This is a genomic window from Bradyrhizobium sp., from assembly GCF_036735945.1.
GTDB lineage: Bacteria > Pseudomonadota > Alphaproteobacteria > Rhizobiales > Xanthobacteraceae > Bradyrhizobium.
On record NZ_DAINNI010000062.1, the window covers coordinates 1 to 26,883 of the forward strand.

The 26,883-nt window shown below is 63.8% G+C and carries 24 protein-coding genes and 1 tRNA gene; 9 read left to right on the forward strand and 16 right to left on the reverse strand.

Features of this window, described 5'->3' with window-relative positions; translation table 11 throughout:
• The 3 genes from V7E26_RS19010 to V7E26_RS19020 form a co-directional block, all read right to left on the reverse strand.
• Positions 1-239: ATP-dependent Clp protease proteolytic subunit (locus V7E26_RS19010; RefSeq protein ID WP_324418842.1), on the reverse strand; the 239-nt coding region annotated here is incomplete at its 3' end.
• A gap of 297 nt (positions 240-536) precedes the next feature.
• A complete protein-coding gene (gene tig / locus V7E26_RS19015; protein ID WP_324418844.1) occupies positions 537-1,901 on the reverse strand; it encodes a trigger factor in 1,365 nt (454 codons plus the stop codon).
• Positions 1,902-2,066: 165 nt separating this feature from the next.
• Positions 2,067-2,151 (reverse strand) — tRNA-Leu (locus V7E26_RS19020).
• A 154-nt stretch (positions 2,152-2,305) separates the two neighbouring features.
• Here V7E26_RS19020 and V7E26_RS19025 point away from each other — a divergent pair.
• Together V7E26_RS19025 and V7E26_RS19030 are read left to right on the forward strand one after the other, a co-directional pair.
• Positions 2,306-3,598, forward strand: coding sequence for a multicopper oxidase family protein (locus tag V7E26_RS19025; RefSeq protein WP_324418890.1), 1,293 nt, complete (start codon positions 2,306-2,308; stop codon positions 3,596-3,598).
• Between the two features lie 24 nt (positions 3,599-3,622).
• A complete protein-coding gene (locus tag V7E26_RS19030; RefSeq protein WP_324418846.1) occupies positions 3,623-4,711 on the forward strand; it encodes an enolase C-terminal domain-like protein in 1,089 nt (362 codons plus the stop codon).
• A 110-nt stretch (positions 4,712-4,821) separates the two neighbouring features.
• On the opposite strand, the gene V7E26_RS19035 is transcribed toward V7E26_RS19030, so the two are convergent.
• On the reverse strand, positions 4,822-6,321 hold the full coding sequence (locus tag V7E26_RS19035; RefSeq protein ID WP_324418848.1) for an NAD(P)H-hydrate dehydratase: 1,500 nt from the start codon (positions 6,319-6,321) through the stop codon (positions 4,822-4,824).
• A 116-nt stretch (positions 6,322-6,437) separates the two neighbouring features.
• Positions 6,438-6,629 carry a hypothetical protein gene (locus tag V7E26_RS19040; protein ID WP_324418850.1) on the reverse strand — a complete coding sequence of 64 codons (192 nt, stop codon included), beginning with the start codon at positions 6,627-6,629 and terminating at the stop codon, positions 6,438-6,440.
• Positions 6,630-6,718: 89 nt separating this feature from the next.
• Here V7E26_RS19040 and V7E26_RS19045 point away from each other — a divergent pair, with 89 nt between their 5' ends.
• On the forward strand, positions 6,719-7,057 hold the full coding sequence (locus V7E26_RS19045; protein WP_027537227.1) for a P-II family nitrogen regulator: 339 nt from the start codon (positions 6,719-6,721) through the stop codon (positions 7,055-7,057).
• A 152-nt stretch (positions 7,058-7,209) separates the two neighbouring features.
• Positions 7,210-8,619 (forward strand): type I glutamate--ammonia ligase, encoded by a 1,410-nt coding sequence (gene glnA / locus V7E26_RS19050; protein WP_324418859.1) that lies wholly within the window; start codon positions 7,210-7,212, stop codon positions 8,617-8,619.
• On the opposite strand, the gene V7E26_RS19055 is transcribed toward glnA, so the two are convergent.
• Both V7E26_RS19055 and V7E26_RS19060 read right to left on the reverse strand, forming a co-directional pair.
• The gene (locus V7E26_RS19055; protein ID WP_324418861.1) at positions 8,607-8,747 is read right to left on the reverse strand and encodes a hypothetical protein; all 141 of its coding nucleotides are present in this window, start codon (positions 8,745-8,747) and stop codon (positions 8,607-8,609) included. The two genes, glnA and V7E26_RS19055, sit on opposite strands and share 13 nt — an antisense overlap.
• 31 nt (positions 8,748-8,778) lie before the next feature.
• Positions 8,779-9,681, reverse strand: coding sequence for a VOC family protein (locus V7E26_RS19060; RefSeq protein ID WP_324418863.1), 903 nt, complete (start codon positions 9,679-9,681; stop codon positions 8,779-8,781).
• Between the two features lie 828 nt (positions 9,682-10,509).
• Between V7E26_RS19060 and V7E26_RS19065 the strand changes: the two genes are divergently transcribed.
• Positions 10,510-12,756, forward strand: a complete 2,247-nt coding sequence (locus V7E26_RS19065; RefSeq protein WP_324418865.1) for a TOMM precursor leader peptide-binding protein — start codon at positions 10,510-10,512, stop codon at positions 12,754-12,756.
• Positions 12,757-12,850: 94 nt separating this feature from the next.
• Positions 12,851-14,233, forward strand: coding sequence for a SagB/ThcOx family dehydrogenase (locus tag V7E26_RS19070; protein WP_324418892.1), 1,383 nt, complete (start codon positions 12,851-12,853; stop codon positions 14,231-14,233).
• An 846-nt stretch (positions 14,234-15,079) separates the two neighbouring features.
• Here V7E26_RS19070 and V7E26_RS19075 read toward each other — a convergent pair.
• The 3 genes from V7E26_RS19075 to V7E26_RS19085 form a co-directional block, all read right to left on the reverse strand.
• On the reverse strand, positions 15,080-16,924 hold the full coding sequence (locus tag V7E26_RS19075) for a PAS domain-containing sensor histidine kinase (RefSeq protein WP_324418867.1): 1,845 nt from the start codon (positions 16,922-16,924) through the stop codon (positions 15,080-15,082).
• Between the two features lie 123 nt (positions 16,925-17,047).
• Entirely contained in the window at positions 17,048-17,818 is a 771-nt protein-coding gene (locus V7E26_RS19080) for a gamma-glutamyl-gamma-aminobutyrate hydrolase family protein (RefSeq protein WP_324418869.1), read from the reverse strand.
• A 123-nt stretch (positions 17,819-17,941) separates the two neighbouring features.
• Positions 17,942-18,637: a hypothetical protein gene (locus tag V7E26_RS19085; protein WP_324418871.1), complete on the reverse strand. Its 696-nt coding sequence runs from the start codon at positions 18,635-18,637 to the stop codon at positions 17,942-17,944.
• A 149-nt stretch (positions 18,638-18,786) separates the two neighbouring features.
• Here V7E26_RS19085 and V7E26_RS19090 point away from each other — a divergent pair, with 149 nt between their 5' ends.
• Positions 18,787-19,908: an AI-2E family transporter gene (locus tag V7E26_RS19090; RefSeq protein WP_324418873.1), complete on the forward strand. Its 1,122-nt coding sequence runs from the start codon at positions 18,787-18,789 to the stop codon at positions 19,906-19,908.
• Between the two features lie 5 nt (positions 19,909-19,913).
• On the opposite strand, the gene V7E26_RS19095 is transcribed toward V7E26_RS19090, so the two are convergent.
• Positions 19,914-20,216 carry an antibiotic biosynthesis monooxygenase family protein gene (locus V7E26_RS19095; protein WP_324418875.1) on the reverse strand — a complete coding sequence of 101 codons (303 nt, stop codon included), beginning with the start codon at positions 20,214-20,216 and terminating at the stop codon, positions 19,914-19,916.
• Positions 20,217-20,422: 206 nt separating this feature from the next.
• Here V7E26_RS19095 and V7E26_RS19100 point away from each other — a divergent pair, with 206 nt between their 5' ends.
• Positions 20,423-22,570 (forward strand): carboxypeptidase regulatory-like domain-containing protein, encoded by a 2,148-nt coding sequence (locus V7E26_RS19100; RefSeq protein ID WP_324418877.1) that lies wholly within the window; start codon positions 20,423-20,425, stop codon positions 22,568-22,570.
• 71 nt (positions 22,571-22,641) lie between these two features.
• Here the strand turns inward: V7E26_RS19100 and V7E26_RS19105 are convergent, their stop codons facing one another.
• From V7E26_RS19105 to V7E26_RS19125, 5 genes are all read right to left on the reverse strand, one after another.
• The gene (locus V7E26_RS19105; protein WP_324418895.1) at positions 22,642-22,878 is read right to left on the reverse strand and encodes a hypothetical protein; all 237 of its coding nucleotides are present in this window, start codon (positions 22,876-22,878) and stop codon (positions 22,642-22,644) included.
• 144 nt (positions 22,879-23,022) lie between these two features.
• Positions 23,023-24,246, reverse strand: a complete 1,224-nt coding sequence (locus tag V7E26_RS19110) for a GGDEF domain-containing protein (protein ID WP_324418879.1) — start codon at positions 24,244-24,246, stop codon at positions 23,023-23,025.
• A 232-nt stretch (positions 24,247-24,478) separates the two neighbouring features.
• The gene (gene rpsI, locus V7E26_RS19115) at positions 24,479-24,955 is read right to left on the reverse strand and encodes a 30S ribosomal protein S9 (protein ID WP_108513524.1); all 477 of its coding nucleotides are present in this window, start codon (positions 24,953-24,955) and stop codon (positions 24,479-24,481) included.
• Between the two features lies 1 nt (position 24,956).
• Positions 24,957-25,421 (reverse strand): 50S ribosomal protein L13, encoded by a 465-nt coding sequence (gene rplM / locus V7E26_RS19120; RefSeq protein WP_324418882.1) that lies wholly within the window; start codon positions 25,419-25,421, stop codon positions 24,957-24,959.
• Positions 25,422-25,575: 154 nt separating this feature from the next.
• Positions 25,576-26,004 (reverse strand): PaaI family thioesterase, encoded by a 429-nt coding sequence (locus tag V7E26_RS19125; protein WP_324418884.1) that lies wholly within the window; start codon positions 26,002-26,004, stop codon positions 25,576-25,578.
• A gap of 85 nt (positions 26,005-26,089) precedes the next feature.
• Between V7E26_RS19125 and V7E26_RS19130 the strand changes: the two genes are divergently transcribed.
• The coding region (locus V7E26_RS19130) for an enoyl-CoA hydratase (protein ID WP_324418886.1) at positions 26,090-26,883 on the forward strand (794 nt) is incomplete at its 3' end.

Consider the following 26,883-nt stretch of genomic DNA (forward strand, 5'->3'; position numbering starts at 1 on the left):
GTCACCACGCCGCCGGGCGAGTTGATGTACATCGAGATTTCCTTCTTCGGATTGTCGGCTTCCAGGAACAGGAGCTGGGCGACGACCAGCGTCGACATGCCGTCTTCGACCGGGCCGGTGACGAAGATGATGCGCTCCTTCAGCAGCCGCGAGAAAATGTCGTAGGCGCGTTCACCGCGGTTGGTCTGCTCGACCACCATCGGAACGAGGTTCATGTAGGTTTCAACGGGATCGCGCATTGGTTACCCCAACGGTTAGGTAGGAAAACGGGCGGAGGCGAACATCCGTCGGCAGGACATGCCAGTCGGCATGATCATCGCCGTGCGCGGACGAACGTCCCGTGATGCAGGACTTCAACTCGGAACTCGATTTCGCGAGCCGCTCACAGATATGAGCCAATTTCCCGGCGACAAGACCAGGCCGTCGCGAGCCGAATGCGTGGAGTTCAAGCTGATTCGTAGGCCGTGTCATAGCGGCGGATGCCTGCGCCCCGCCGCTTTTACCGTTCATCATTAACGTCAACCTGATCAAATCGATCAGGCTGCGCTCTTCTCGTCGGCCTCGTCGTCCTTGAACAGGTCTTCGCGCGAGACCTTCTTCTCGGTCACGGTGGCGAGTTCGAGGATGAAATCGACGACCTTGTCTTCATAGATCGGCGCACGAAGCTGGGCCAGCGCATTGGCGTTGTTGCGATAGTAGTCCCAGACTTCCTTCTCGCGGCCGGGCATCGAACGGGCGCGCTCGATCACGGCGCGGCCGACTTCGTCGTCGGTCACGGTGATCTTGTTCTTCTCGCCGATCTCCGACAGCACGAGGCCAAGCCGCACGCGGCGGTCGGCGATCTTGCGGTACTCTTCCCTGGCGGCGTCTTCGGTGGTGTCCTCGTCGGCGAAGGTCTTGCCGGAGGATTCCATCTCGGCCTTGATCGAGTTCCACATCAGGTTGAACTCTTCGCCGATCAGCGAGGGCGGCGCCTCGAACTTGTGGGTCTCGTCGAGACGGTCGAGCAGCGTGCGCTTGAGGCGCTGGCGGGTCGCGCCGGCGAACTCGGCCACCAGACGCTCGCGCGCGGCTTCCTTCAGCTTGTCGAGCGATTCAAGGCCCAGCGTCTTGGCGAACTCGTCGTCGATCTTGGTCTCGCCGGGCGCTTCGATCAGGGTTGCGGTGGTCTCGAACTCGGCCGGCTGTCCCGCGAGCTTCTCGCTGGCATAATTCTTCGGGAACGAGACTTTCAGCGTGCGGGTTTCGCCCGCGCCGATGCCGATCAGCTGCTCCTCGAAGCCCGGAATGAACTGTCCCGCGCCGATCACGACCTGGATGCCCTCGCCGGTGCCGCCGTCGAACGCCACGCCCTCGATGGTGCCCTTGAAGCTGATGGTGACGCGATCGCCGTTCTCCGCCTTGGCGCCGTCGGCCTTCGCCGCATAGGGACGGTTCTGATCGGCGATGCGCTTGATCGCCTCGTCGACCTCGGCGTCGGTGACGTCGACCACCGGCTTCTCGACCGAGAAGGTCTTGAAATCGGCGAGCTGGATGGTCGGCACCACCTCGATGGCAACCGTATAGGTCAGGTCGGTCTTGCCGGCGAGCAGTTCCTCGACCTCGTTGGTCTCGGTCGGCATCGTGATCTTCGGCTCGGTCGCAAGACGGAAACCGCGGTCGGTGAAGATCTGCGTGTTGGTGTCGCGGATGGTCTGGTCGATGGTCTCGGCCATGACCGAGCGGCCATACACCTTTTTGAGATGGGCGACCGGCACCTTGCCGGGACGGAAGCCGTTGAGGCGCACCTTGTCCTTGAGATCGACCAGCTTGGCGCCCGCCTTGGCGTCGAGATCGGATGCGGGAACGCTGACCTTGAACTCGTGCTTCAATCCCTCGGCGAGGGTCTCGGTGACCTGCATGGTATCAATCTTCTTCCGCTAGCGCCGGGCTGAAAGCAGCACGGCAGTGTCAAATGTCAGAGGCGTGGCCTTTCAAGCCTGACGCCGGTGGTTCGGCGGGCCTTGGCTCCCCGACGGGGAGCGGGCCCTCCAGTATTCGTCATGCAAACGCTTGGATAGAGCGCTTGGTGCGGGCGGAGGGACTCGAACCCCCACAACTTTCGTCACTGGAACCTAAATCCAGCGCGTCTACCAGTTCCGCCACGCCCGCGTGAAAAGCATCCATACCCGGCCGCGATGCCGCGGGCGGCGGGCTTATATCATGAGCCACCATCTCCGCAGCAAAAAAATGGCCGTTTTTGACAGCGCCGGGGCAAGGCGTCACAGCTAGCATGGATACAACAAAAATGGTCCATATTGGTCCGATGACAAGCCCCAAATTCCCGCCCAACCGACGTGAAGTAATGGCCGGGCTGGGGGCGGCCGCCCTCGTCCACCTCGGGCCAGCGGCGGGGCATGCCCAGGGACGTCCATCCGCGGCCATCAAGGCCGGGCCGGAAAGCCTGGCGGGGCTTCGGGATGGACCACCGACAATGGTCTGGGGACTCTCCGGCGGCAACCTCTCATTCCAACGCGGCGAGGTTGCCAATGTCGCGGTCGGTAATGGATTGCCGGTCCCCCTGTCGATGCACTGGCGGGGCCTGGATGGCGCCAACGCGGCCGAACCGCTGCTGGCGCGAATGCCGCTTGCCGCCGGCGCCAATGAGAGCTTTCCGCTCGCCACGCGCCAGGCCGGTACGTTTCTGTGCGACTCCGGCCTGCTCGGCGATGGCCTGGCCTATCCCCTCCGAAGCAAACCCCTGATCGTCCTCGAAAGCGACCGGGTTCCCGTCGACCGCGACGAGGTGCTGTTTATCGAGGAGTGGCGTTTGCGGCCGGATGGCGCCGCCATCGCACCGGGCACCGATCCCAAGGATGCCAAGTCCGTTTATACCGTTAACGGCAGCACCTCATTCGAACTCTCGGCCGGGGGCGATCAGCGGCTCCGGCTGCGCTTTATCAATGGGTGTCAGCGCACTGTTCTGGCTGTCAAATTGGAGAGCCACGAAGTGCGGGTGGTGGCCATCGACGGTCAGCCCGCCGAGCCATTCCCGGCGCGCAACGGCGCTGTGGTCCTGGCGCCCGGCAGCCGTGCCGACGTATTCGTGGACACGGCGTCCACGGCTGCAATTCTGCTGCATGACGGCAAGGCGGCTCACCTGATCGGGAAACTTGCCGTCTCAGGCCATGTGCAACGCCGCGCCCCCCTGTTGCCACCCGGTCCGCTTGCCTCGAACGGACTGCCGGCCGAACTCGATCTCAGGAATGCCCAGCGCTTCGATCTCGCGCTCGGCGCTCCCTCCGATTGGGCGAGACCCGCCGATTTCAAGGTCGCCGCCCCACCGGCTTTCCGCGCCAGGAAGGGCCGCGCCGTCGTATTGGCCCTGACCAACCGTGCCCCGATCACCACCGTCTTCCACCTTCACGGCCACCACTTCCGTCTGCTCGACAAGCTCGACGATGGCTGGAAGCCGTTCTGGCTGGATACGCTGGCGATCGAGTCCGGCCAGACCCAGCGCATCGCGTTTTTGGCCGAGCATGCCGGACGCTACCTAGTCGAGTCGGTCGCAACCGATTGGGCCGCGCCACGGCTGGTCCGGTGGTACGCTGTGGAGTGAGGAAGCAAGCCCGGGAGCAAAAGCATGAGCAAATCCGTCCTCGCTATCCGCAGCGTCAAGGCGCGCGGCGTCGTCGTGCCGCTCAAGCGTCCCGTGAAGAACGCCTTCGGCGTCATCGACTCCGGCCCGCTGGTGCTGATCGATGTCGAGACCGACCAGGGCGTTACCGGCCGTGCCTATATCTTCGCCTACGCGAAGGTGACGCTGAAGCCGCTGGTTCATCTGGTCGAGGAGATCGGGCGCGAACTCACGGGCCGGCCGGTGGCGCCCTACGACCTGATGGCGGCGATGGACGCGAAGTTTCGCCTGCTCGGCTGGCAGGGCCTGGTCGGCATGGCGGTATCAGGCCTCGACATGGCCTATTGGGACGCACTGGGACAACTGGCCGGCAAGCCGGTGGTCGAGTTGCTCGGCGGCTCGCCAAAACCTGTCCAGGCCTATGACAGCTACGGCGTGGTCGATCCGGTTGCCGATGAACGCGCGCTGCGCCATTCGCTCGAACAGGGATTTCGCGGCATCAAGATCAAGGGCGGCGACGGCGATGCCGCCAATGACGAGCGCGTCGTCAAGGGCGTGCGCACGCTCCTTGGTCCTGATGTCGCGCTGATGATCGACTTCAACCAGTCGCTCGATCCTGCGGAAGCCACCCGCCGCATCGCCCGCCTCGCCCCCTACGATCTGCACTGGATCGAAGAGCCGGTGCCGCAGGAAAATCTCTTGGGCCATGCCAGGGTGCGCGAGACCTCGCCGACGCCGATCCAGGCCGGCGAGAACTGGTGGTTTCCGCGCGGCTTCGCGGAAGCGATCGCAACCGGCGCCAGCGACTTCATCATGCCCGACCTGATGAAGTGCGGCGGCATGACCGGCTGGCTGCAGGTGGCCGCGCAAGCGGAGGCCGCCAACATCCCGATGTCGAGCCACCTGTTTGCCGAAGCCAGCGCCCACATGCTGGCCGTGACGCCAACCGCGCACTGGCTCGAATTCCTGGATTTTGCCAGCGCCATCCTCGCCAAGCCCGCCGAGATCGTCGACGGCAAGGTCACCGCACGCGGGCCCGGGCTTGGACTGGAATGGAATGAAGCGGCGGTCGCGAAATATCTGATCTTGTACTGACGCAGCGTAGGATGGGTGGAGCGAAAGCGATACCCATGAAATCCTCGCGCGGAGACATGATGGGTTTCGCTTTCGCTCCACCCAGCCTACGAACGACGCGGCTACGCCTCTCAGTATTCAATCCCGAACCCGTCATAGAGTCGGCGAAACACCGCGGGCAGCACTTCCGGCAGATCTTCCGCGATCAGGCCCGGCCCTGCTTCGCCGGCGGCTTCGCCATGCAACCAGACGCCGATGCTTGCCGCCTCCAGCGCCGCCACACCTTGCGCCAGCATCGCGGCGATCATGCCGGCCAGCACGTCGCCGGCGCCTGCCGTAGCCAGCCACGGCGGCGCGTTCGACGCGACGCAGGCGCGGCCGTCGGGCGAGGCCACCACCGTATCCGGTCCCTTCAGCAGCACCACCGCACCGGCGCGTTGGGCGGCGTCGCGCACCCGCTCCAGCTTGGAACGGCCGGGATTCTTGTTGCTGATGTCGCTGAACAGGCGCGGAAACTCGCCCTCATGCGGGGTGAGGACGACCTGCGTCCCCTCGCTTGTCTTGATCGCTTCGAACAGCCTTTCCGGCGCCTCGGCGAAGCTCGTCAGCGCATCGGCGTCGAGCACAAGGCCGCGCTTGATCGACAGCGCGGTATGGACGAGATCGCGCGTGCGCTCGCCGACGCCGGCGCCGGGCCCGATCACGATGGAATTGAGCCGCCGGTCATTCAACAGTTCGGCGAACTCCACCACCGTGTCGAAGGCGCGCACCATCACCGCCGTCAGCGCCGCGGCGTTCACCGCCAGCGCCTCGCGCGGCGAGGCCACCGTCACCAGCCCCGCCCCCGCCCGCAGCGCGCCGCGCGCCGCCAGCCGCGCCGCGCCGGTCGAGGCCACCTCACCCGACAGCACGACCGCATGGCCGCGGGCATATTTGTGTCCATCGATTGTCGGCACCGGAAAGGATCTTTGCCAGGTCTGCGGCACGTTCTCGAAAGTCTGCGGCCGGATTTCCTCCAGCACGTGCGGATCGATGCCGATATCGGCGACACGGACACGACCGCAATGTTTCCGCCCCGGCATCAGCACATGCGCCGGCTTGCGGCGGAAGAAGGTCACGGTCTCCACCGCGTTGATCGCGGCGCCCATCACCGCGCCCGTGGTGCCGTTGATGCCGCTCGGCAGGTCGACGGCGAGCACCGGCGCGCCGTTGGCGTTGATCGCCTCGATCATATCGAGCGGATCGCCCTTGATGGGACGATTGAGCCCGGCGCCGAACAGTGCGTCGATGATCAGCGCCGGCTTGCCGATCGCCTGTGGGTTGAACGGCAGCACCGGATACTTCCAGCCGCGTGCAGCGAGCGCGGCGTCGCCATGCAGGCTGTCGCGCTCGCACAGCAGGATGATCGAGACATCGCGGCCGCGCGCGGCAAGCTCGGCCGCCGCCACGAAGCCGTCGCCGCCATTGTTGCCGCGTCCGGCGACCACCACGATCGGTCCCTCCTCGACAAGATCCATCGCAGCTTCCGCCACGGCCTGGCCCGCGCTCATCATCAGCGCAAAGCCGGGCGTACCGGCCGCGATCGTCAGCCGGTCGGCGCGCTCCATCTCCGTCGTGGTCAAAACTTCCATGCCGAACCCTCGATCCGTCAGCCTTTTCCGGAGGCACATTCCCGCCGGATTGGCGGCCTGCGGCGCCCCTGGCTGCATACGAATTGATCGATTTGCCTATTTTATAAGCTTAGCTATCATGCGCCAGTCGGCCAAACCTCTTTCACCTGCCTGTTAAAAGTCTGATAACGTTCCAAAATCAGGCGCGTTAACAACTTGGCATAGACCCTGCTTTTGAGGAAGCCGGTTAGCTCAGTATCGTCGCAGTCAGCGGCGAGAATGAGCAATTCCGGTTTTGCCGGGTAAACGCCGGCGTTGTCGGGATGCAAGGATCAAACCAGACGGCGCCAGGAATTTCCACGCTGCAACACTCGAAACCAACTGCACTCTGAATTTGGAATTGCCCGGGAGGCGCTCAGTGAAGAAGATTGAAGCCATCATCAAGCCATTCAAGCTCGACGAGGTGAAAGAGGCGCTTCAGGAAGTCGGATTGCAGGGCATCACGGTGACCGAGGCCAAGGGGTTTGGCCGGCAGAAGGGACACGCCGAACTCTATCGCGGTGCGGAATACATCGTCGACTTCCTGCCCAAGGTGAAGATCGAGATCGTGATCTCGGACGAACTGGTCGAGAAGGCGATCGACGCGATCCGCCGCGCCGCCCAGACCGGACGCATCGGCGACGGCAAGATCTTCGTCTCCAACATCGAGGAAGCGATCCGGATCAGAACCGGCGAATCCGGGCTGGACGCTATCTAAGGGCGGTGCTATCCGAACTTTTGCGACTAAAAAACAAGAAAAGGGCCGCGCCGGCGGCCTGATTTCGTTCGCGAGACCTCAACCGATCGTTTGCGAAATGTAGCCGTCGCCCGAATCCTGGAAACCGACCGCAGTAGCCAAAAGGGGTATTCATGAAGACCGCTAAAGACGTCATGAAAGCGATCAAGGACAACGACGTAAAGTACGTCGACCTGCGCTTCACCGATCCACGGGGCAAGTGGCAGCACGTGACCTTCGATGTCAGCATGATCGAAGAGGACACCTTCGCCGAAGGCCAGATGTTCGACGGCTCCTCGATCGCCGGCTGGAAGGCGATCAACGAATCCGACATGTGCCTGATGCCCGATCCGGTCACCGCGACGATCGATCCGTTCTTCGCCGAAACCACCATGGTCATCGTCTGCGACGTGCTCGAGCCGACCACCGGCGAGCCCTACAACCGCGATCCGCGCGGCATCGCCAAGAAGGCCGAAGCGATGGTGAAGTCGTCGGGCGTCGGCGACACCGTGTTCTTCGGCCCCGAGGCCGAGTTCTTCGTATTCGACGACGTGCGCTTCCAGACCACCCCCTACAACACCGGCTTCAAGCTCGACTCCTCGGAACTGCCGACCAACTCGGACACCGAATATGAGGGCGGCAACCTCGGCCACCGCATCCGCACCAAGGGCGGCTACTTCCCGGTCCCGCCGCAGGACTCGGTGCAGGACATGCGCTCGGAAATGCTAGGCGCGATGGCCAAGATGGGCGTCAAGGTCGAGAAGCATCACCACGAGGTCGCTTCCGCCCAGCACGAGCTCGGCATGAAGTTCGACACCATGACGCTGATGGCCGACCAGATGCAGATCTACAAATACTGCATCCACCAGGTCGCGCACATCTACGGCAAGACCGCCACCTTCATGCCGAAGCCGGTCTATGGCGACAACGGCTCGGGCATGCACTGCCACCAGTCGATCTGGAAGGACGGCAAGCCGGTGTTCGCCGGCAACAAATATGCCGATCTCTCGGAGATGTGCCTCCACTATATCGGCGGCATCATCAAGCACGCCAAGGCGATCAACGCCTTCACCAACCCGTCGACCAACTCCTACAAGCGCCTGGTCCCGGGCTATGAAGCCCCGGTGCTGCTCGCCTACTCCGCGCGCAACCGTTCGGCCTCCTGCCGCATCCCCTACACGGCAAACCCGAAGGCCAAGCGCGTCGAAGTCCGCTTCCCCGATCCGATGGCCAACCCTTATCTCGGCTTCGCCGCGATGCTGATGGCCGGCCTCGACGGCATCAAGAACAAGATCGATCCCGGTCCTGCCATGGACAAGGACCTCTACGATCTGCCGAAGGAAGAGCTGAAGCAGATCCCGACCGTGTGCGGTTCGCTCCGCGAAGCGCTGGAAAACCTCGACAAGGACCGCGCCTTCCTGAAGGTCGGCGGCGTGTTCGACGACGACTTCATCGACAGCTTCATCGAACTGAAGATGACCGAAGTCGAGCGCTTCGAAATGACCCCGCACCCAGTCGAGTTCGACATGTACTACTCGCTGTAATCCCGCGCGGCGTTCGCGCCGCCGATATCACCGACCAGCAATGCGAAAGGCGCCTGCTTCGAGGCGCCTTTTTCGTTGCCTGTCGAGCCTTCGCGCAGGGATTGATGGGTTTCGCTGCGCTCTACCATCCTACATTCTGCAATGGCCCGTCGTCCTAATTTAGCGCTTCCGCTTTTGAAGCACCATCCTGCCCTGCGAAGCAATGCCGCCCCACTTGGCGGACCAACTGACTTCCGAGGCTGAAGGTCGCTCGGCGGCTCCCTGACCTCGGACGCCCTGCAGCGCGAACAGGGCGCCTTGCGGATCGACACATCGCGCGATCCACCAACTGTCATGCAATTCGAGCGGCCCCTGGAGAATGCGACCGCCGCCGGCATTGACGCGTGTGGCCGCCTCGTCGATGTCGTCGACGTTGAAATAATACAGCCAGCACGCGTGCTGCACGATCGGAAGCTTGGTGAGCATGCCGCCGATCGTCTCGCCACCCACCGAAAACGCTTGATAGACGTCCGCCGGGTCGGCTTCGCCCTGATCCTTCTGCCAGCCAAAGAGTTCGCCGTAGAAGTCAAAGACCGTGTTGCGGTTTTCAGCCAGCAACTCGTGCCAGCCGACGCGCCCCGGTTCGTCCAGCGCGCCGGATTGAGGTTGGCCAAATGTCAGCCCGCTGACCAGCGCGAACGTCGCCTTTTGCGGATCGGCGACCACGGACACCCGGCCGATATTGCTGTCCGTTGGCGGCAGCAGGACGGCACCGCCACGACGCCCGATCTGCGCGGCCGTCGCATCGATGTCGTCGACCGCGACATAGCCCATCCATCTCGGGGTTGCCCCCAATCGCCTGCCTTCTTCCGGCAGTTCCATCAGCCCGCCCACCGAATCCTCGCCGACAGCGAGCACCGTGTAGGCCAGTTCCGGGCTCGACGCATCCTTCACACGCCAGCCGACGACGCTGCCATAAAACGCGCTTGCTGCCGCGACGTCGGTGGTCAGGATCTCATACCAGGCGAAGCGTGCAGGTTGATTGGCCACGCCATGTCTCCGTTCAGGGCCGAAGACGATCACGCACCGCACCAGGTCGCGCGCGCCTCAATCCGTGCTGCGGACGCGGACCATCGCAGAGATCGGCGAAAATGCGGCGACTTCGTTCATGAAGATGAATGCAATCTGAACGAGCACCATTACGTTTTCGTGTGCGCATGAATCTTGCGTGCCTCATTTGGTCGGCGTAAGATTGTGTTGAGTGGATATCCTTCCCGCAACGATCGGAGGATGCGACCATGGCGCGGGCGAAGCAAGCTTCCAAGAGCAAGCGAGTAGTCAGAACCGCAGTACCGGCGCTTGGAGCGGCCGGATTAACTTTCTCGCTGGCAGGAGGCGCATCGGCATCGGCCGTACCGACCAGTGACGCTCAACAGCAGCGAAGTTTCGCGCCCGGCATGATGATCACGCTCGGCGAAGAGGAAATTGCCGACGTCAGCCTCGCTACCTTCCGTCTCTTCGCCGACGAGGAAAATATCCTGGCCGGCGTGCAACTGGCCCGAGGATGCGGCGGCTGCCGCGGATGTGGTGGCGCCCGCGGATGCGGCTGTCGAAGCTGCGCGGGATGCAGAGCATGCAGGTCCTGCCGATGCGGCGTCGGCTGTGGTGGATGCGGCGGCTGCGGTGTCGGTTGGGTAGGCGTTGGCGTACCCCTGGTCTCATGCGCAGGCTGCTGCGCGTCCTGGGGCCGGTGCCGCTGGTGCTAGACAACGACGCTTTCTGACTGTGGTTCGACAATCCACGATTTCATTGGCCGGGCTCGCGAGCGACCCGGCCAATTTCTTGTTTTCATTGCTCCGTGGTGCACTGGCGATTTGAAATGACCGGCAACAACATCCGCGTGCTGACCCCATGACAGCCAATCGCAAGAGCCGCGTTGCGAGCAAGACCCGCAAAGACATCCTGCAATTCGCGCCGAACTTCACCGCCTATGCACTTCCGCCCGACGTGGTCTGCCTCTATTCGGAGGATCGCAAGTTTTTCCTGCACGGCGAACTGTATTGCGCGGTGGCCACGGCGATCGGAAAAAGTGGAAAGTCCGCGCCTGACATCGTTCGCCAGCTTTCGAAGACTTTTCCGGCCGACAAGATAGAGGAAGCCGTCAAGCGGCTGCTCGACCGCCGATACATCGTCGCGAAGGCGTCGCGCGCATTTGACGGCGCCGTCGCCGGATATTGGGCAAGCCTCGGCCTGCCGCTCGAGATCGCGGAGCAAAACTTGCGCGATTGCCCCGTGCGGGTCGAAGCGATCGACGTCAACGGCGCCAGGGATCTTGCCGCCGCCTTGAGCAAGCTCGGCGTCCAGATCGCCAAGCGCTCGCCCAGGCTGACGATCACGCTGGTCAACGACTATCTTGACCGGCGGCTGGCGGAGACAAACGAGAAGCGCGTGGCCGACAAAACGCCGTGGCTATTGGTGCAGCCATCCGGCGTGTTTCCGCTGGTGGGGCCCGTGATCAAGCCGGGCGAGAGCGCCTGCTGGAACTGCCTGTTCGATCGCATGATCCGTAACCGGGAGATCAAGGGCTTCCTCGACCGCGGACAGGCGCAGGCGCTCGCGGTATCGCCGCTGGTCAATGACAGCGTCGGACATTCCGCGTTTCATTTCGCTGCCGTCGAAATCGCCAAAGCCATCGCCTCGGGCTTCCGCACCGATCTGCGCGATCACATCGCGAGCCTCGACCTGACCGGCGCTGTGATCGCCAAGCACTTTGTCGCGCGGCGTCCGCAATGCCACACCTGCGGCAGCAAGAAACTGCGGAATCCGCGCCGGGCGGCGACGCCGATCGAGATCGCCGAAGGCAGCAAGCTGATCATGACGAGCGGCGGCTACCGCACCGTGACCTCGCGGGCCACCGTGGCGCGCTTCCGCAAGCATGTGAGCCCGCTGACCGGCGTGGTTTCGCGGCTCGAGCGGATCGAGGTCGATCTGCCGATGAACAGCAATTTTTTCGCCTATCACAATTTCTCAGGCCCGGCGCAAAGCGTCGATCAGCTCCGCTCCGGACTGAGCGGCGGCAGCTTCGGCAAGGGCTCCACGGCCGAACAGGGCGAGGCCAGCGCGCTGATGGAGTCGATCGAGCGCTATTCGGGCATTTTCCAGGGCGACGAGATCAGGACCGCACGCCGCTTCGCCGACTTCGCGCCCGGCGACGCCATTCACCCCAATGACGTGCAGTTTTTCAGCCAGGCGCAGTTTGAGAACCGGCATGCCCAATCGCCGGACGATTCACATCCAACGCCTGAGCCGTTCGATCCGTCGATGAAAACGGAGTGGTCGCCGGTCTGGTCGCTGCGCGACAAGCGTTTCAGATACCTTCCGACCGGCCTGCTCTACTTCTTCTATGGCGGCTTCCATACCGACTCCAACGGCTGCGCCGCCGGCAACACCCGTGAGGAAGCCATCGTGCAGGGCTTCCTCGAACTGATCGAGCGCGATTCCTATGCTATCTGGTGGTACAACCGGGTGCAGCGTGCCGAGGTCGACCTCGGGCAGTTCGAAGATTCCTATGTCCGGGATCTGCAGGCCCAGTTTGCCGATGCCGGGCGCCGGCTGTGGGTGCTCGACGTCACCAGCGACCTCGGCATTCCCACTTACGTGGCGGTCATGCACTGGATGCAGAATGGCCACGAGAACATCGAGTTCGGTTCCGGCGCACATTTCGATCGCCGCCTCGCCTTGCTGCGTTCGCTGACCGAGCTGACCCAGTTCATGTCGATCGGCATGATGAGCGGCGGCAGCGGGGAGAAGCCATCGCTCGACGGCGTGACGCCGCTGCGCCTGGAGGACTATCCGTTCCTGATCCCGAGCGACAATCCGGTCGTTCCGCCGGCTCCCGGCCTGAAGGTTCACGACAACACGCGCGATCAGGTCAACGCCTGTGTCGAGATCGCCACCCGCGCAGGCTACGATTTCCTGGTGCTCGACCAGACCCGGCCCGACGTCGAGGTCCCCGTCGTGCGCGTGCTCGTCCCGGGCCTGCGTCATTTCTATCGCCGCTTCGCACCGGGCCGGCTTTACGATGTCCCAGTGAAACTTGGACTGCTGGATCGTCCGCGACTGGAAAGCGAGCTCACGCCGTTCCTGCCGCACACCTGAAAGGCGCTGCTTCGTGCGCTCTCCCCGGAAAAAGCCGACCAGGAAGATCGCGCCCGTCATCGCCGTCAGATTGAACCGCCAGCTCTCCCCGCAAATGCAGGCGGACGGCAGCATCGCCGCCGTCGTGGACGGCAATTTTGTCAATCTCGGACACCTGAGCCCTGCCGCAATGGAGCGTGCGCGCGGCCTCACCGATGGCCTGCCGCTGGCGTCCTTTGCCGGCAACAGCGCCATCGCGCGGGAAGTCGATGCCCTGGCGCGCCGGCTGGCGCGGCACAGGCTGCTCGAATATCGCCTATTCCATCCGCACGACCAGCACGACCTCGTGGTGATCGAGCCCCAGGCCGCCGAATACTGGCCGCGCCGCGCGAGGCTCCGCGAGAGCGACACCGTCGTGCTGTCGCGCTTCGCCTATCTGCGCCGGCGCGGCAACGAGATGGTGCTGGAATCGCCGCGCGCCGGCGCACTGTTTCGGATCGGCGACCCCGCCATCGCCGCCACCCTCGCCGCGCTGTCGCGGCCTCTGAAGATCAGCCAACTTCGCCGCGACGCCGCCGCCTTCAACCTCGATCTGCTTGAGCTATTGCTGGACAGCCAGATCCTGCTCAAGCTCGATGCGAAAAGCGGCGACGGCCTTCGCGTCAATGAGGGCGACGGCAACCTCGTGCTCTGGGATTTCCATGATCTGGTGTTCCACACAAGGAGCACGGAGGGCCGTCAGGCCAATCCGGTCGGCAGCACCTTCGCCTATGCAGGCGTCGTCTCACCGCTGCCCGCCGTGCGCCCGCCCTGGCCCGGCAGGAAGATCGACCTGCGCAAATTCGCCACCTCGGATCCGCTCTCGCCCTTCGCAGCGCTGTTGCGCGAACGGCATTCGATACGAGACTTCGACGACCAGCACCCGATCACGCTCGCCGAGTTGGCACAATTCCTGGACAGCGCCGCACGGGTCCTGTCGGAATGGAAAAGCAGTGCGAATTCCGAAAGTGGTCCCGAGATCACCTACAGCACGAGACCCTATCCGTCGGCGGGCAGCGCCTACGAACTGGAATTATATCTGGCGGTTTCGAACTGCGAGGGGCTCGCGCGCGGACTTTACCACTACGACGCCGGCGGCCACGCGCTGGCGGAGATCGCGGTCTCCGCACAGCAACTCCAGGCAATTTCGGCGGCAGCCGTGTTCGCCATGGACGCGTCAGGTCCGCCGCAGGTCCTGATCACGATCGCCGCCCGTTTTGGCCGCATCTCCTGGAAATACAGTTCAATCGCCTACGCGCTGATCCTGAAGGATGTCGGCAGCCTGCTGCAGACGCTTTACCTGACCGCGACCGATATGGGCCTCGGCGGCTGCGCCGTCGGCACCGGCAATATCGATCTGTTCGCGCAAATGACCGGGCTCGACTTCCACGTCGAAAGCCCGGTCGGTCAATTCGCGCTCGGACGCGGCAGCAACGTCAACTCAACAGACCAAGCGTGATGAAATCAGGTTGGCCACGAGCAAGGTCCACTCCCTCTTGCGGGGTTTGGTTTCCCTTGCAAGCGCAATCTCGCGCACAGGCAGCGACGAGGTGGCCCGACGGGCAAATCACTTCCGATTTCCAGAAGTAACGTCAAGCCTGAGAATCAAAAATATTCTGCTTCCGTTCGCGCCCAAATCACCGGCATAATTGGCCCGTCTCACCGCAGATGAGGGGCGTCGGCCATCGTCACCAGCGTGCAGTGAGATGCGATGGACGAAGATGGCGCGAGAGACGTTGCGCGCCGGAAGCGTACGGTGAAGTCGTGTGGTCTGGACGCCGCGGTGCTGGCGTTAAGTCCGGAAGCCAGGATCTTCTCGGACGATGGTGGCAAAAGAGCCGTTCACCAGAGAGAGCACGTATAAGCCGTAAAGCCATTGCGCAGGGAAGGCCGGAGTGTTTCCGCTGTACCTGTATGCTCGTGTGCATCTCTTGCCATGCGCAACCGCACACGAGACCTCGGGTGCAGCCAGCACCCGGTCTTCCCTGCGCCCTCTGAAATTCAGAAGGCGAATGAAGATGCAAAGCTCGGACAGTTCATGTCGCGAGATCGCCGCCGCTTATTTTGCTGTCATCGTCCGCGAAGGCGGACGATCCAGTATTCCAGAGGCGCCAATGATTGAACCGAGAAGCCGCGTCGTACTGGATCCTCCGCCTGCGCGGAGGATGACAGCCGTATGCGTGGCGCTCCCTCATCGTCATTGCGAGAAAGCGAAGCGACGAAGCAATCCATTGTCACCACACATACCCGGAGAGATGGATTGCTTCGCTGCGCTCGCAATGACGGCGGAATGGGCGTCCATGCCCTACCCCTGCTTCGGCGGATTGTCCTTCAGAAACCGCTCGAGATCCTCCTGCACCGAATATGGCAGCGGGATCGGGTCGCCCATGTGATCGATCGGGCGGTCGAGGCAGAGGCGCACCATGCGGGCAAGTTCGGCCTTGCGGTAGGGCTTGGCGAGCAGCAGCACGCCGTAGCCGAGTTGCCCGCTCGAGCTGAAGACGTCGAAGGTGTTGCCGGAAGTATAGAGCACGCGGAGCGGAGGACGCAGCTTCGCCACCTCCTCCGCCAATTGCCTGCCGTTCACGACACCGGGCATCACGATGTCGGTGAACAGCATGTCGAACGCCGTGCCGGCATGGACCACCTCCAGCGCCTGCGCGGCGTTGGCAGCCGCAATCACCTTGTAGCCGAGGCTTTCGAGCCGGCCGATGACATGCGCGCGCACGACATCGTCGTCCTCGACGCAGAGAATGGTTTCCGTTCCGCCCCGCAGCTCGCTATCCGCCTCCGCCGCCGCCTCGCCGGCGCCCGGCTCATCCGAGACCTCGACATCCGCCTTGGGCAGCAGGATGCGGAAGCAGGCGCCCTTGCCCTCCTCGCTCTCGACCACGACGCTGCCGCCGGATTGTTTTGCAAAGCCGAACACCATGCTGAGCCCAAGCCCGGTGCCGACGCCGAACTGCTTGGTCGAAAAGAACGGCTCGAAGATCCGCTCGCGGAGTTCGGGCGGGACGCCGGCCCCGGTATCGACCACTTCGATCACGACATAGTCGCCCGCGCCAAGCCCGCCCAGATCAGGCTCATGCCCGCCGCGCGTGAGGTTGCCGGTACGAAACAGCAGGCTGCCGCCATCGGGCATCGCGTCGCGGGCATTGATCGCCAGATTGACCAGTGCGGAGGAAAGCTGGCTGCGATCGACCAGCGCCGGCCAGACCTGGTCGCTCAATGCGGTCGCGATCTGGATCTGCCGTCCAAGCGTCGGCGACAGCAGTTCGACAACTTCGTCGATCAATGCGTTGACGTCGGTCTCGCGCGGACGCAGCGGCTGCTTGCGGGCGAAGGAGAGCAGGTTCGCCGTGAGCTGGGAGGCGCGATCGGCGGCATCGCCGATCATCCGCGCGATCGGGGCCAGTGCCGGATCGTTCTGGACGCCGTCGGCCAGGATTTCGATCGTGCCCGTGATCACGGTCAGCACGTTGTTGAAGTCATGGGCGATGCCGCCGGTCAATTGCCCGACCGATTCCATCTTCTGCGCCTGAAACAGCTGCTCCTCCGCCGCGCGCTTGGCGGTGATGTCCCTGACGAAAGCGTTGACGATATAGCCCTCGCCGCGGCGCACCGCGGTCAGCGACACCTCGGCGAAGAATTCGTGGCCGTCCTTGTGCAGCAGCGGCGTCTCGTAGCGCCCGCCGGTAGCGCTCGCCGCCGCCTCGGCGAGGAAGCGATCGACCCATTGGCGGTGCAGGGCGCGCTGCGATTCCGGAAACACCAGCTCATCCACGCTGCGGCCGATCGCCTCTCCGCGCGTCCATCCCATCAAGGCCTCGGCCTGCGGGCTCCAGTTGAGGATGCCGCAGCGTTGGTCGGTCTGGACGAAGGCGTCGAGCGCCCCCTCGATCATGGCCTGCGCCATCTCGCTGTCGATCAGCGGCCGCTGCACGGGGGGACCGGCGACACCCGACAGGCGTTGACGCGAGAGCCACGCAAGTCCGGCCACAGCCACAACCGCGAACACCCCGCCGGCGGCCGCGAACGGCCCGCCCGGCACAACGCCTGTCGCCAGATAATAGGTCGCCGCGCTCACGACGCCGGACGTCACGACGACGAGCAGAATCATCGCCAGCACGAGACGTCTTGGGTGCGTCATGGCAGTACCAGTCTGGAGATGGGGAATGACTTAGCCGACTTCAGGGAACCGATCCCATGTTTTCGACCCCGTAAAATTACGGGTCGGCTCGGTCCCGGCCAGCGCCGCGGGGCGTGCACCGGGTCAGTTCGCCCGCTTGTGCTCCTTCAGCGCCGACCCGAAGGCCTCGAACAGCTTGCGGTTGATCGGGTTGCGCTGCGGGTCGTATTCGGCGTGCCACTGGACGCCGAGCGCGAAACTCGAGGCGTCGGCGATACGGATCGCCTCGATGGTGCCGTCCTCGGCGATGCCCTCGATGACGATGCGCCTGCCGGGTTCGAGGATGCCCTGGCCGTGCAGCGAGTTCACCCGGATGGTCTCGCAGCCGAGCAGGTTGGCGAACGTGCCGCCGGGCGTGAGGTGGACGTCATGCCGGTCGGCAAACACGACCGTCGGATCGGGATGGATCTCGCCGCTCTCCAGCCGCGGCATGCGATGGTTCATGCGGCCGGGGATCTCGCGGATTTCCGGATGCAGCGAGCCGCCGAAGGCGACGTTCATTTCCTGCAGGCCGCGGCAGATGCCGAAGATCGGCACGCCACGTTCGACGCAGGCCTCCGCCAGCGCCAACGCGACGTCGTCGCGGTGGATGTCGTAGGGCTCGTGCTTTTCATGCGGCTCGGTCTTGAAGCGCGTCGGATGGACATTGGCGCGTGCGCCGGTCAGCACGATGCCATCGACGACGTCGAGCAGCGCGCCGATATCGGTAATGTCGGGCGAGCCGGCAAACATCAGCGGCAGTCCGCCGCAAACGTCGACGACCGCGCGCAAATTGCGCTCGCCGACCATCTGTGTCTGGAAACGATTTTCGACGCGAAAGGCGTTCCCGATCACCCCGACGACGGGCCGCTTCATCGCAAAACTTCCGCTGTCATCGTCCTGTGCAAGAATCTTTCGGGTTGGGCCATGTCTGCAGAAGATAATGCCCGCGGCCGGGCGGCGGATCAATATACGGCGGCAGGCAGCGGGGCTGCCTTGCTATTTTCGCGTGAATGCCTCCCGGGCGTCCGTCACCTCGGCCCCCGGCAGACCGGCGGCCCGGAGGGCCGTGGCGGCACCGCCATCACCCTTCAACCAGGGCAATTTGGCCTCGATTCCACGCGTCACCGGCTCGCCCAGCGGGCCGCCGAAATCGAGCGGCCAATAGCCGTTCGGCACCACTTCGGTCGATATCCCCGAAATGTGGTAGCCTTTGCCGAGCACCGCTTCGGCGTCATCAGGGGCGACCTTCCGCGCCGTGCCGGGCTGAGTCCGGTCGGCAAAGCTCACGATCACCGGGATCAGTTCACCCTTCACCGGCACGGTGCCGGCCTGCCGGCTCATCTCACCGAACGGCACCCGTCTGCCGGAAGCCGCCCCGTACGCCCGCAGCGCCACGTAGCTCAAGTCATCGAGCACAAGCTTGTTGTTGTCGACATGGGCGAGCAGCGCGACGAGGTTCTTGCCCTGCCCGAGATCGACGTAAACGGCATCACCAAGCGTGCGGGTCTGGCCGCGGCGCGTGTAGCTGCGATCGGGATGAACGGCCACGACGCTGGATGCCGATTTGCGACCCTCCGGCGTCTCGACCTCGACCGTCAGACGGAATTTGTGCGCGGGGCGGTTGATCCTGATCTGGTCGCCGATCACCAGCGCCGCCAGCAGCGCAAGCGGCCCGAACCATTTGAAAAACATCTTTCCCCTCGCCGCGCCGTCATGTCGGATGACACACCGCTTGGCACAGTGGATAGCGCAGCGTCAAACCGGCGCGTGCGCGCCCGCTTGATCCCGGCGCCGTTTTGGCGAATGACTGACAGAGCAATATTCTGCGACAAGGAATCAACGTGACAGATCCCGCTGACAATCGCCTTCAGGCCCGCAACGATCTGGCGTGGGCGATCTCGGTCGGCGGCATCGGCGTCGTGCTGTTCATCGCCCTGCTCGCCTTCACCTGGCATTTTGCCGCGACGCTGTTCCTGATCTTCGCGGGCATGCTGCTCGGCGTCGCCCTGAATGCCATGAGCAACCTGCTCGGCCGCGTGGTGCGGCTGCCGCATGCGCTGCGGCTGACGACGGTGTGCCTCGTGGTCGCGGGCCTGCTGTCGGGTATCCTGTTCCTCGGCGGCAGCACCATCGCGCAGCAGACGACGGCGCTGAGCAAGACGCTCAAGTCGCAGCTCGTCAACGTCAAGGGCTTTCTCGACCGGAACGGCATCGACACCGGCTTCTTCGACTTCGGCACGCTGTCGTCGACGGGAGATGACGGGGCTCCGGCGCCCACCACGACCCCGCATACGCTGCCCAGCGCCGGCACGATCGCGGCGAGCGGCGGCGCCATCTTCAGCCAGAGCCTGAAGCTGATCCTCGGCACCGCCAGCGCGGTCGGAAACTTCTTCATCGTGCTGTTTCTGGGAATAGCCTTCGCCACCCAGCCCGCGGTCTATCGCGACGGGCTGTTGTTCATGGCGCCGGCCAAGCATCGCACGCGGGCGATCGTGATCATCGACCGGATCGGCGAGACGCTGGAGCGCTGGCTGATCGCCCAGATCATCACCATGATCGCCGTATTCCTGGTGACCTGGATCGGGCTCTCGATCATCGGCATCCAGAGCTCGTTCATCCTGGGCATCCAGGCAGGGCTGCTCGCCTTTATCCCCACCGTCGGCGCGATCCTCGGCGGGCTGATCGTGGTGCTGGCGAGCCTTGCATCTGGATGGGTCGCGGCGCTTTCCGCCTTCATCCTGTTCCTCGGCGTGCACGCGCTGGAGAGCTATGTGCTGACGCCGATCATCCAGCGCCAGGCGCTCGACATCCCGCCGGCGACGCTGTTCGCGTTCCAGATCCTGCTCGGCGTCGTGTTCGGCATCTGGGGCCTGGCGCTGGCGCTGCCCCTGATGGCGATCGCCAAGGTGATGATCGACCACTTCAAGGCGGAGGGCACGCCGGCCGCAGTCGCGGCCGCCTGATCGCCTCAGCCTGCCGTGGCCAGCACCGTCTCGGTATGCTCGACCTCGGGGGGCGAGGCAAAAAACGGCCCGACCAGCGCGCGCCAGGCCGTAAAATCCTCCGAGCCGCGGAAATCCACGGTGTGGTTTTCCAGCGTCTCCCACTTCGCCACCAGCCGGTAGCGCTGCGGCTTCTCGATCGACTTGTGCAGCTCGAACCCCTTGCCGCCCCTGGCGCGCAGGAACAGCGGCCGGGCCTTGGCGACGGCGGCTTCAAAATCCTTCTCGCTGCCCGGCTTGACGTCGATTTGTGCGATTTCAGTGATCATTGCTTGCACCTTCCCTTGAGAATGGCCGTGTCTAACCCAGCCGCTCGAAAAGCAAAAGGCAGGCGCGGTGCTGCGATGCACACCGACACTCGCCGAACAGCCGTGAGGAAATTAAGCGCGTGACACGCTGTCGCCTCAACCCTCGTTTGATGTAGGCTCGCGCCAAATTAGAGAGCGGCAAGCTCGCGGTCATGGGGGGAGAAACGATGAGTCTCGGTCGTGCCCTGTTCGCATTCACCACGGCGATATCAGCACTGAGTTTGACGGCGCCGCCATCGCAGGCGCAGCAAGCAGTGGCGGTCGCCATCGACAATGACGATATCGGCGGCGTGGTCTCAGGCCCGAACGGGCCCGAGGCCGGCGTCTGGGTCATCGCGGAGACCACGGAGCTGCCGACCAAATTCGCCAAGATCGTCGTCACCGACGATCAGGGCCGCTACGTGATCCCTGACCTGCCACTGAGCGTGAATTATTCGATCTGGGTCCGCGGCTACGGGCTGGTGGATTCGCCGAAGCGGCGGGCCAAGCCCGGCCAGCAGGTCAACCTCACGGCGGTGCCGGCGCCGAACGACGCCGCCGCGGCGCACTACTACTCGGCGATCTACTGGTACACGCTGATGAAGATTCCGCCGGCAAAGGATTTCGGCGGCTCGACCGACATTCCGAAAGAGATCACGCAGGACATCTGGCGCCAGCGGATGAATAATGTCGACTGCATCGGCTGCCACCAGCTCGGGCAGGAATCCACGCGCACGATTCCCGGTGCGTTCGGCGAGTTCAAGTCGGGCGAGGAAGCCTGGATGCGCCGGGTCTCCTCGGGGCAAACCGGCGAGTGGATGATAAACCGCCTCGCGGGCCAGCTCGGCGGCGTGCCGTTCAAATATTTCGGCGACTGGACCGACCGCGTCGCCAGGGGCGAGCTGCCGAAGTCCAAGCCGCCGCGACCGGCCGGCATCGAACGCAATATCGTCATCACATCCTGGGAATGGGCGACGGAAAAACACTTCGTGCACGATCTGATCTCGTCGGACCGGCGCTATCCGACCGTCAACGCCTACGGCCCGCTGTTCGGCGCGAATGAATACTCGTCCGACGACATGCCGATCCTCGATCCGAAGACGCACAGGGTGACGTTCTCGAAAATGCCGGTCGCCGATCCCAACGCGCCGGAATCCTTCGGCCCGCCGCTGCATGGCACCGCCGTGCTCAATCCGGTCAGCCCGTCGGCCTATTGGGGCGCGGAGAAGATCTGGAGCAACCGCGCCAACAACCACAACAGCATGTTCGACAGGAAGGGCCGCGTGTGGCTGGCGGCGGCGGTGCGCGGCATCGAAAATCCGGCTTACTGCCTGAAAGGCTCCGACCATCCGTCGGCCAAAGCCTTCCCGATCGAGCGTTCGGGACGGCAGGTGACCGTGTACGATCCGAAAACCCAGAAATACAGCTTCATCGATACCTGCTTCGGCACCCATCACCCGCAATTCGGCTACGATACCGACGACACGCTGTGGGTATCGGGCACCGGCCCGGTCGCCGGCTGGGTCAACACCAGGCTGTGGGACGAGACCGGCGACGCCGTCAAGGCGCAGGGCTGGGCGCCATTCGTGCTCGACACCAACGGCAATGGCAAGGTCGACGACTACACCGAGCCGGGCAAGCCGGCAGAATCCGGCAAGGACATGCGCGTTGCGGGCTCCGGCCCCTACGCGGTGATGCCGCATCCGACGGACGGATCGGTCTGGTACACCGTCAACGTGTTCGTCGGACAGCCCGGCTTCATGCGATTCGATCCCAAGACAAAACTGTCCGAATTCTATGCCATCCCGAAGGAAGGCATCGGCGTCCGCGGCGGCGACATCGACAGGAACGGCGTGCTCTGGGGCTCGGGCTCCAACGGCAGCCTGATCCGCTTCGACCGCACCAGGTGCAAGGCGCCGCTGAACGGGCCGGAAGCGACCGGCAATCACTGCCCGGAGGGATTCTCCTATTTCAAATATCCCGGCCCCGGCTTCGAGGGGTTTGAAAACTCCAGCGCCGAAGCGAGCTATTACACCTGGGTCGACCATCACAACACGGTCGGCCTCGGCGAGAATATCCCGATCTCCACCGCCAACCTCAATGACGGCTTCGTCGCATTCAAGGACGGACAGATGGTGATGCTGCGTATCCCCTATCCGCTCGGCTTTTTCGCCAAGGGCCTCGATGGCCGCATCGACGATCCGAACGCCGGCTGGAAGGGACGCGGGTTATGGAGCTCGAGCGGCGACCGCACGCCATGGCTGATGGAAGGCGGAAAAGGCTCAAAACCACGGGCGGTGCATATCCAGGTGCGCCCGGATCCGCTTGCGAAATGAGGAGATGACTAGATTCTTGTTTTGACGCGTTTTCTTCACGCGAACCGGTTTCCACTTCGCTGGAAAACGCTCTAGCGGAACAGCAGGACGGTGCCAGCGACCATCAGCGCGCAGCCGATGAACATGATGGCAGGCCAGCGCGTTCTGCGCTGATCATAACGCCCCTGCGCACGGCGCTCGGTGATGAGCGCCATCTCGAATTCTTCGGAGGTCGAGAACTGGCATCCGAACCCGCCGCGGGCCGACGCTGCTGCCGCTTCGAGCGACGTCAGGGCAGCCTCGGGGTTTCGTCTGCGTAAAGAATCCATACGCAGATGATATGGACGGAATGGTAAATGGGAGGTTACCGCGCGCAACTTGCCTCCGGAGACAAGCTCGAACGTATCGAATTAATCTCCGGAGCTATCGCCCTGTTCAGACGCGATGTTTCGCAAAGCGCGATGCTGCTCCGGCTAGCTATAGAGCGTGGCCGGCGCCTCGTGCTGCTTGGCCGCGCCGCCGGCGCGATTGCGCCGCCAGTTGGCCACCGACAGCGGCAGTTCTTCCGCGGCCTCGACCCGGTTGCGCCCGCTGCGCTTGGCCTCATAGAGCGCGGTATCGGCCGATGCCAGCAGCACCTCAAGCTCGGTGCCGGCCGGCCCGCCGGCGACACCGATGCTGACGGTGGTGTCGACCGGCCCTTGCTCGGAGACAATGCCGGACGCCTCGAACGCCTCGCGGACCCGCTCGGCCACGATCACGCCCTCCCCGAGCGAACAGGCCAGCAGCGCGGCAAACTCCTCGCCGCCGATGCGCCCGGAGAGATCGTTGGTGCGCAGATTGCTGATGACGACCGTGGAGAACAATTTGAGTATCTCGTCGCCGGCAGGATGGCCGAAGCGGTCGTTGATGCCCTTGAAGTGATCGATGTCGAAAATCATCACGGTCGCCGGCCGTCCCGCGGCCGCTTCGCGCTCGATCAACCGGTTGCTGGCTTCGGTAAAGCCGCGGCGGTTCAGCATACCGCTGAGCGGATCGACGGATGCGGCGGTCTTGTGCACCGTCACCGCACGGTCCGACACCAGCATGAAGATCACGAACACGGTGCCGATCGCGTAGAGTATCAGTTCGATCGAGAACGCGGTCACCCAGATGCTGCTGGTGAAGGACGCGTCATGCGGGCGCAACAGGCTTCCAAGCAGGACCGGCAGCGCCAGCACGCAACCATGCATCACCGGCACGACAATCGCCGGCCAGCGCCGCTGCATCGTCCGCCGACGCTCGCTCCACAGTTCGGAAGCCGTGAGCCCGGCATAGGCAGCAACGATGATCGCTCCGAGGGTCACCCGCAGGGCGGGGTTCAGCGATGGCACCGCCAGCACCGTTCCGCCCCAGACGATCGCGCCGAGCAAAAGCCCCAGCCAATTGGGCTTGCGACCGCGGAATACCCGCGAGGCGTTCCAGACCATGCCGCAGGCGACGAAGCCTATCGCATGCAGCGCCAGTGACAGCGGTTCGCCCAGTCTCGCGCCGCCGATGGTCCAGATCGCCACCGAGGCCGAGCCAAGCAGATAGGCCGTGCCCCACCACTTCAAGGCCGGTATGTTTTCCTGCTTGCCGAACAGTACCAGCATGGTCCCCAGCATGCCTGCAACCATCGTGGCAAACAAATATAGCGTGGAAGTATCGAACGACATGGGCTCACCCGAACGCCTGTGATGCGGCTTGTCGGCGCACACTGAAAATGCAATTTCGCGCCATTCCATCGACGACACTAGAAGCGCCGTGTTCGAAATCCGTTTGCGCGCGTAAGCAAGTTTTCAGGAAAACCCGTGGTAAGCGATTACTAAATGGTAAGCAAAAAAGGGCGCCAAACGGCGCCCTTTTCGTTCGATGAATGCAGCGATCGCTGCAATTTTAGCGAAGCTGTTAGCGCTTCGAGAACTGGAACGACTTGCGCGCCTTCGCCCGGCCGTACTTCTTGCGCTCGACGGTGCGGGAGTCGCGGGTCAGGAAGCCACCCTTCTTGAGGACGCCGCGCAGATCCGGCTCGAAATTGGTCAGCGCCTTCGAGATGCCGTGACGGACGGCACCCGCCTGCCCCGACAGACCACCGCCAGCGACGGTGCAGATCACGTCGTACTGGCCGGCGCGGGCGGCAGCGACCAGCGGCTGCTGGATCAGCATGCGCAGCACGGGACGGGCGAAATAGACCTCGACCTCACGGGTGTTGACCACGATCTTGCCGGCACCCGGCTTGATCCAGACGCGGGCAACCGCGTCCTTGCGCTTGCCGGTGGCGTAGGCGCGGCCGTATTTGTCGACCTTCTTGACGTATTTCGGCGCTTCCGGAGCCGCCGTCTTCAGCGACGCCAACTGGTCGAGCGACTGCATGGTATCCGACATCTTATGCGGCCCTCATGTTCTTGCGGTTCATCGAAGCGATATCAACCTTCTCGGGCTGCTGGGCTTCATGGGGATGTTCGGTGCCGGGATAGACGCGCAGATTGCCCATCTGCACGCGGCCGAGCGGTCCGCGCGGTATCATGCGCTCAATCGCCTTCTCGACCACGCGCTCGGGGAAGCGGCCTTCCAGGATCTGCTTGGCGGTGCGTTCCTTGATGCCACCGATGAAGCCGGTGTGCTTGTAGTAGACCTTGTTGTCGCGCTTGCGACCGGTCAGCACGACATGGGCGGCGTTGATGATGATGACGTTGTCGCCGCAATCGACATGCGGGGTGTAGGTGGGCAGGTGCTTGCCGCGCAGGCGCATGGCGACCAGGGTGGCGAGACGGCCGACGACCAGACCCTTGGCGTCGATCACGACCCATTTCTTCGTCACCTCGGCGGGCTTTGCCGAATAGGTTTTCATGTGAGGAAATCCGTAAAAATGGAAATCGGCGCCAGATGCGCCGAACTGGCGGTTTTCTAGAGAACGCCACGCCGTCCGTCAACGCCGATTCTTGCAAATTACATAAGCAAAAACAACGATTTAAAAATATGGTGTAATACTACCGCCAGAAAGATTATTTGGTTGGAATGGAATAGGTCGCCGTCACATGGGCGATCGGATCCGGCGACGAACCCGACAGCAGGTTGACCTCGCCGATCGCCAGCCGCTTGCCGAGCTTCAGGAGCCGCGCCGCGGCCAGCACGTCCTGTCCCGGCTGTCCCTTGCGCAGGAAATTGATGTTGAGGTTGGTCGTTACCGCCAGCCCCACCGGGCCGATTGCCGAGAGCAGCACCACATACATCGCGAAATCGGCCATCGCCATCAACGTCGGTCCCGATACCGTGCCGCCCGGCCGCAGCATCCGCTCGTCGTAGCGCCGCCGCAGCAGGCAGGTCTCGCCATCGGCGCTCTCGATGGTGATATCGCCGTCGCTGAAGGCCTGCGGAAATTCCTCATGAAGGAACTTGTCCAGCTCAGCCACGCTCATTTTCGCTTCTGCCATGCGCCCCTGCCCTCGATTAGAATTGCCTGTTACATTAGGTTGTCATCAAAGCCCAAATGAAAATCCCGAAGGGAAACCTCGGAAAATGCCCGCCCAGACCGCCCGCGCCCCCACGCCGCAACCTCCGATCCTGCTGCAGGAAAATATCGGCAGCATCCGCCTGCTCACCCTCAACCGGCCGGCAGCGCGCAACAGCCTGTCGGAGGGGCTGATCGCCGAACTCCACGGCGCGCTGAAGCAAATCCACGACGACTACAGCGTGCGCGCCGTGGTCATCGCGGCCAACGGTCCGGCCTTCTCCGCCGGCCATGACATGAAGGAATTGACGGCGCGCCGCAGCGACCCCGATCGCGGCCGTGCGTATTTCGGTCAGATCATGAACGCCTGCAGCGCGATGATGCAGGCCGTCGTGCACCTGCCGAAGCCCGTCGTTGCCGCCGTGCAGGGCATCGCTACCGCCGCCGGCTGCCAACTCGTGGCAAGCTGCGATCTCGCGGTCGCCTCGGAAGCCGCGGGCTTCGCCACGCCGGGCGTCGATATCGGCCTGTTCTGCTCGACGCCGATGGTGGCGCTGTCGCGTAACGTTCCGCGCAAGCAGGCGATGGAAATGCTGCTGACCGGCGAGCCGGTTTCCGCGGCGACGGCAAAGAGCATCGGCCTCGTCAACCGCGTCGTCGCCGCCGGCACCGAACGTGACGCCGCGATTGCGCTGGCGCAAAGGGTCGCCCTCAAATCCGCCTATACGATCAAGCTCGGCAAGGAGGCGTTCTATCGCCAGGCCGAAATGAATCTCGCCGATGCGTACCGCTATGCGGCGGAAGTGATGACCGAGAACATGATGGCGCGCGACGCCGAGGAAGGCATCGGCGCCTTCATCGA